The following is a 5,514-nucleotide window of genomic DNA, read 5'->3' as shown; positions in this document are numbered from 1 at the left end:
TCGAGATCATCCAGCGCAAGGGCGACCAGGGCTTCGGCGAGGGCAACTTCAAGGCGCTGTTCGAAAGCATCGAACTCGACCAGATGCGCCGCGGCGTGCTGGAAACGCAGAACGCCTGAAGATAGGAGACGAACATGTCCAGCGTTCCGGTCACCTACGGCGAGGCCAGCATCACCCCGCGCGGTGACTACGCGCATTGCGAAGCCGACTACACCTGCGCGCAGCAATGGGCGCGCTACACCCCGCAAGAGCACGAGTTGTTCGCACGGCTCTATGCGCGGCAGATGGCGCTGTTGCCCGGGCGGGCTTGCGAGGAGTTTGTGCGGGCTTTGCCGCATCTGCAGGCGCGCAGCAACATTCCGCGTTTTGACGACATCAACGTCCGCCTGAAAGCGGCGACGGGTTGGGAGATCGTGGCCGTGCCGGGGTTGATTCCTGAGGCGGCGTTTTTCAGCCTGCTGGCGGCGAGGCGTTTTCCGGTGACGGTGTGGCTGCGCAAGCCGGAAGAGTTTGACTACATCGTCGAGCCCGATCTGTTTCACGATCTGTTCGGCCATGTGCCGCTGCTGTTCGAGCCCCGGTTTGCCGACTACATGCAGGCGTTCGGCGCTGGCGGGCTCAAGGCCCAGGGGCAGCACGCCCTGCAGTTTCTGGCGCGGCTGTATTGGTACACGGTGGAGTTTGGTCTGATTGATACACCGCAAGGGCTGCGAATTTATGGTGCGGGCATTCTGTCGTCGGGTGGCGAGGTGGAACACAGCCTCCACAGCCCACAGGCGCGGCGGGTGCGCTTCGATCTGCTGCGACTGCTGCGCAGCCGCTATCGCTTCGACGCCTATCAAGAAACGTATTTCATCATCGACGGCTTCCAGCAGTTGTTCGACGCGACCGCACCCGACTTCGCCGCGCTTTACGCGCAGGCAGCCGCGCTGCCGGCGATCGAGGCCGGGGCACTGCTGCCCGACGAGGTGGACGAAAAGGTCAGCGCCGAAACGGTCTGAGGCGGTCTATTCGGCGTCGGGCTGATGCGCAGGCGCGGCGCGCGCGAAGGCGTCCAACTCGTCGCATTCCGCGCAGATGCGCGCCACGGTGGTCAGCCCCGCCAGGCTGCAGCCAAAGCGGCGGGCGTTGAATACCTGTGGAACGAGGCAGCAGTCGGCCAGGGTGGGCGTGTCGCCGTGGCAGAACCGGCCGGTGCGCCGGTCGCTTGCGAGCATCTTCTCGGCGGTCTGCAGCCCGTGCTCGACCCAATGGCAATACCACTCGGCTTTCTGCGCTTCGCTCAGATCGAAGGTGCGGGTGAGGTGCTGCAGCACGCGCAGATTGTTGATGGGATGAAAGTCGCAGGCAATGGTCTGGGCGATGGCGCGAATGCGCGCGCGGTCTGCCGCCGATCCCGGCAGCAGCGGCGGGCTCGGGTGGGTTTCGTCCAGGTACTCGATGATGGCCAGGGACTGGTTCAGGATCTGGCCGTCGTCGTCCAGAGTGGGCACGGTTTCGTTCGGGTTGAGCGCTGCGTAAGCCGCGTCATGCTGCTGGCCGCCATCGCGCACCAGATGCACCGGCACCGATTCGAAGGCCAGCCCCTTGAGGTGCAGCGCAATGCGAACCCGATAGGCCGCAGAACTGCGGAAGTAGGTGTAGAGCTTCATTCGCTTCTTTCCGGCAACGCCTGCACGCGGTTGCGGATGCTGCCGAACAGGTTTCGCCCTTGGTCATCGTGCATGCTGATCTCCACCCCATCTCCATCGCGCAGAAAGGGCGTGACCGCCTCGCCCTGTTCGATCATCTCGTAGGTGCGCACCTCGGCGATGCAGGCATAGCCCACCCCGCCGTGCTCCACCTTGGAGCCCCAAAGGCCACCCTGCTTGTTCGACACCGTGCCCGAGCCGATGATCGTGCCCGCCGCCAAACGGCGGGTCTTGGCCGCGTGGGCGATGAGCTGGGCGAAGTCGAAGGTCATGTCCACTCCGGCATTCGGATGACCGAAGCGCCGACCATTGACCTCCACCCGCAGGGGCAGATGCAACTTGTTGTCGTGCCACGCCGCGCCAAGTTCGTCCGGCGTGAGCGCCACCGGGCTGAACGCCGACGCGGGCTTGCTCTGGAAGAAGCCGAAGCCCTTGGCCAGTTCCGCGGGAATGAGATGGCGCAGCGACACGTCGTTGACCAGCAACACCAGGCGGATGGCCTGCGCCGCCTGCGCGGGTGTGGCGCCCAGCGGCACGTCTCCGGTGATGACGGCCACCTCGGCCTCGAAGTCGATGCCCCAGCTCTCCTTGGCCACGATGGGGTCGCAGGGGCCGATGAAGCTGTCGGAGCCGCCCTGATACATCAGCGGGTCGGTGTAGAAGGTGGCGGGCACTTCGGCCTTGCGCGCCTTGCGCACCAGCTCGACATGGTTGATGTAGGCCGATCCGTCGGCCCACTGGAAGGCCCGCGGCAGCGGCGAGTGGCAGGCGGCGGCGTCGAAGGGCTGGGCGTGCTTGGCTGTACCGGCTTGCAGGGCCAGCGCTGCGGCCTGCAGTAGCGGGGCGCAGCGCGTCCAGTCGTCGAGCGCGGCCTGCAGGGTAGGGGCGATGTCGGGCACGGGCTGGCAGAGCGTCAGGGTGTCGTTGACCACGACCAGTTGGCCGTCCGGGGTGTCGGTCTTGAGCGTGGCCAGTCTCACTGGAACATCTCCTTGTAACGGCCGTCGTGCATCCAGGCGGCGTGCTTGGGGGCCTTGCGGGTTTGGCCCCATTCTTCGAGCATGTCCCACTTCACGGCATCGAGCGCAGCCAGCATTTTTGGGCTGGCGGTGTTGCACGCCAGCTCCAGGCGGTGGCCGTTGGGGTCGAAGAAGTAGATGGACTGGAACAGCGCATGATCGGTCGGGCCGAGCACGTCGATGCCAGCGTCCTGCAGGCGCTGCTTGGCGGCGAGGAGTTCGTCCATGGAACCGACCTCCAGCGCGAGGTGCTGGGTCCAGACAGGGGTGTTGGGGTCGCGCCCCATGTCGGGCTGCGTGGGCAGCTCGAAGAAGGCCAGGATATTGCCCTGACCTGCATCGAGAAAGATGTGCATATAGGGATCGGCCTCGCCCGTGGAGGGCACGGTGTCTTCGGCAATGCACAACACCAGTTTCATGTCCAGATGCTGCTCGTACCAGCGTGCGGTCTGCAGCGCGTCCTTGCAGCGGTAGGCAACATGATGGATCTTGTGGATCAGCATGATGAGTCTCCTGTTTTGTGATGCCCAAACTCTAGCCTCAATACAGAGAGACTGGACGAGCCTTTGCCGTTGGCGCAAAGTCAGCGCGGTTTCTCCACCGAGTCTGGGAAAGGCTGCGTCTCAGTCTGTTGCTCTGTTGATTTGCCCATTCGGCGTGGCCCGATGCATGCTTTGCAGCCCTTCGCTGCATCATGATCGGCAATCGTCTCTCACGAGCGCGGAAGACTCGCTACATCTCGCCTACGCTCGCAAAGATTCCTCCAATGTTTGCGCCAATTCGCGCCGCAGCCACCAAAGTAGCTTGTCGATACGTGGATCATCTGCTGGCTGCGTAGGAGCCAATAGATAGTAAGCAGATCCATCTCGCGCAAAACCGTAGGGCGCCTTGAGTCGTCCCGCCGCGAGATCCTGATCCACCATCAATGCAGAGGCCATCGCAACCCCCAAATTGGCTGCGGCGGCCTGTATGGATAGATAAAAGTGTTCGTAGAGCATCTCGCGCTCAGTGGGCCACTGGTGTCCCGACGTCTTGTACCACCGCTGCCAGGCATCCAAGCGTGATTTGGTGCTTAGACGAGCGGCCGCTTCCAGCCCCTCATTCAACGCGGCAATTTCTGGACCACACACAGGACCTACGTATTCATCGCAAACGTGCTCCGCCTGAAATCCGATATCCCACCTGAAGTCATTGCGCCTCAGAGCGACATCCACTCCCGTCTGCGAAAAGTCGATCGGTCCTCCTGCCGTCATCAGATGCAGCAACACATCGGGGTGTTCCGTATGGAATCGCGCGAGCCTGGGAATCAGCCATTTCATGGCGATTGTTGGCTCACAGGAGAAGACCAGCACATGCTTGGCTTTCTCTTTTTGAATGCGTTCCATTGCATGATCAATCAGAGCGAGCGCCTGACTCGTTGCAAGCAACAGGGCATTGCCATTAGTTGTCAAAAAGACGGCTCGATTGCGCCGCTCGAACAACACTGCGCCCAGCCGTTCCTCAAGCAGACGAATCTGACGGCTTACAGCGCTCGGCGTGAGATGCAGTTCGTCAGCGGCTCGCATGAAATTCTGAAGCCTCGCGGCAGCTTCAAATACGAGAAGCGCATTCAGTGGTGGGCGTTTCATTGTTGATTTTTTGTGATCTATAGCGCGTTCAAAAAATCGCTTTTTCTTTGCGCGCGGATATCGAAGAATTCCAACGACTCGTCATCATCACTCAGGCGAAATGGCATTTCCCTCAGAAAATTGGAGTTTTTTATGGATAGCCTCTTCTCAAATGTGCAAGCTAAAGAAGCGTTCCTATCGGCAGCGTCTACAACAAATTTTGATGCAATTGTGCAAATTTGCTCAAGCATTGTCCAGTACGGATACAGTTTTCTGCCCGGACGAAAGACGCGAGCACTGATGCCTGCTAGAGGCTCTGACGATGCCGCATGGCAAGAGTTTTCTGACAGTTGGAACCGTCTGGGCCTCGACCAGTACATGCGTGATGGGGGACGATATCGCCGCCGTCGGCATGCGGTCTACAGCGCGCTTAGTACGAGTGACTATGCGCACCGTGAACCCAACCAACCTCACTACCAAAGTCTTGATTACAACCATCTGAATGGTGGAATTGCGCGTCATTACCTGCCTATCGAGGATGCCTTTGCCAACAACGCGGTTTTTCTAGGCATTCTTGGGCTTTGCTGCAAGACCTTTGGCCGTCTTCGTCCAAAGGCGAACTGGCATATCGAGGTGCATCAGTTCCGCATTGAAGCCAATCAACTGTGCAGTGCTCAACCAACACCTGAACGCGTACATCGAGATGGGGTTCATTACGTCTTGATGATGATGGTCAAGCGCAAGAACATCATCAACGGTGAAACGGACATCTTTAACGCTGATGGTGCACGTCTCGGCCGCTTTCTACTCGCCGACGCGTGGGACGCTGCAATCGTTGATGACGAGCAAGTGCGGCATGGCGTGATGCCCATCGTTCAACTCGATACTACTCAAGCGGGTTTGCGGGATGTTCTGGTCATTACGTTCCGAGACAGATAACCCATCATCTGTACGTATTCGAATGAATGGGAGAACGACATGACAGAAATACTGGCTGTAATGCTGATCACTGTTTTGGCCGTGATCAGTCCTGGCCCCGACTTTGCGATGGTGACTCGCAACAGTTATCTATTTGGCAGACAGGCGGGATTGCTGACCGCTTTAGCAGGCTGCTGAAATACTCCACACGCACTCGCAACCGATCTCTCCAGATTTGAATTTTTCAGAGGGTTCGTTCACATCATGAAATTCCCGGGC

Annotated in this window: 6 protein-coding genes and 2 pseudogenes; 4 read left to right on the top strand and 4 right to left on the bottom strand. The window is 59.9% G+C overall.

The genetic code is table 11. From position 1 onward, the window contains the following. Window positions 1-119: pseudogene (locus AC2VLV_RS15635) on the top strand (4-hydroxyphenylpyruvate dioxygenase); the annotation flags it as partial. A gap of 15 nt (window positions 120-134) precedes the next feature. Further along, entirely contained in the window at window positions 135-1,001 is an 867-nt protein-coding gene (phhA, locus tag AC2VLV_RS15630) for a phenylalanine 4-monooxygenase (protein WP_486990854.1), read from the top strand. 6 nt (window positions 1,002-1,007) lie between these two features. On the opposite strand, the gene maiA is transcribed toward phhA, so the two are convergent. The 4 genes from maiA to AC2VLV_RS15610 all read right to left on the bottom strand — a co-directional run bounded on the left by maiA (window position 1,008) and on the right by AC2VLV_RS15610 (window position 4,338). Next, window positions 1,008-1,652: a maleylacetoacetate isomerase gene (maiA, locus tag AC2VLV_RS15625; RefSeq protein ID WP_486990853.1), complete on the bottom strand. Its 645-nt coding sequence runs from the start codon at window positions 1,650-1,652 to the stop codon at window positions 1,008-1,010. Continuing rightward, window positions 1,649-2,671, bottom strand: coding sequence for a fumarylacetoacetate hydrolase family protein (locus AC2VLV_RS15620; protein ID WP_486990852.1), 1,023 nt, complete (start codon window positions 2,669-2,671; stop codon window positions 1,649-1,651). Before AC2VLV_RS15620 ends, maiA begins: the two co-directional genes overlap by 4 nt. Continuing rightward, the gene (locus tag AC2VLV_RS15615) at window positions 2,668-3,213 is read right to left on the bottom strand and encodes a VOC family protein (RefSeq protein WP_486990851.1); all 546 of its coding nucleotides are present in this window, start codon (window positions 3,211-3,213) and stop codon (window positions 2,668-2,670) included. The genes AC2VLV_RS15620 and AC2VLV_RS15615 overlap by 4 nt, the downstream gene beginning before the upstream one ends. A 240-nt stretch (window positions 3,214-3,453) precedes the next feature. Next, a complete protein-coding gene (locus tag AC2VLV_RS15610) occupies window positions 3,454-4,338 on the bottom strand; it encodes a LysR substrate-binding domain-containing protein (protein ID WP_486990850.1) in 885 nt (294 codons plus the stop codon). A 132-nt stretch (window positions 4,339-4,470) separates the two neighbouring features. On the opposite strand from AC2VLV_RS15610, the gene AC2VLV_RS15605 reads away from it, so the two are divergent. Both AC2VLV_RS15605 and AC2VLV_RS15600 read left to right on the top strand, forming a co-directional pair. Further along, on the top strand, window positions 4,471-5,256 hold the full coding sequence (locus AC2VLV_RS15605) for a 2OG-Fe dioxygenase family protein (protein WP_486990849.1): 786 nt from the start codon (window positions 4,471-4,473) through the stop codon (window positions 5,254-5,256). A 39-nt stretch (window positions 5,257-5,295) separates the two neighbouring features. Further along, window positions 5,296-5,421, top strand: a pseudogene (locus AC2VLV_RS15600) (LysE family translocator); the annotation flags it as partial. Window positions 5,422-5,514 lie beyond the last annotated feature (93 nt).

The sequence above is a fragment of the Thiomonas sp. TH-17 genome (genome assembly GCF_057473305.1).
This window is presented reverse-complemented; position numbering and strand designations above follow the sequence as displayed.

What these genes read in the sequence shown, in the direction of transcription:
- phhA (WP_486990854.1), top strand. Translation starts at nt 135, where the DNA reads ATGTCCAGCGTTCCGGTCACCTACGGCGAGGCCAGCATCACCCCGCGC.
- AC2VLV_RS15610 (WP_486990850.1), bottom strand. Translation starts at nt 4,338, where the DNA reads ATGAAACGCCCACCACTGAATGCGCTTCTCGTATTTGAAGCTGCCGCG.
- maiA (WP_486990853.1), bottom strand. Translation starts at nt 1,652, where the DNA reads ATGAAGCTCTACACCTACTTCCGCAGTTCTGCGGCCTATCGGGTTCGC.
- AC2VLV_RS15615 (WP_486990851.1), bottom strand. Translation starts at nt 3,213, where the DNA reads ATGCTGATCCACAAGATCCATCATGTTGCCTACCGCTGCAAGGACGCG.
- AC2VLV_RS15605 (WP_486990849.1), top strand. Translation starts at nt 4,471, where the DNA reads ATGGATAGCCTCTTCTCAAATGTGCAAGCTAAAGAAGCGTTCCTATCG.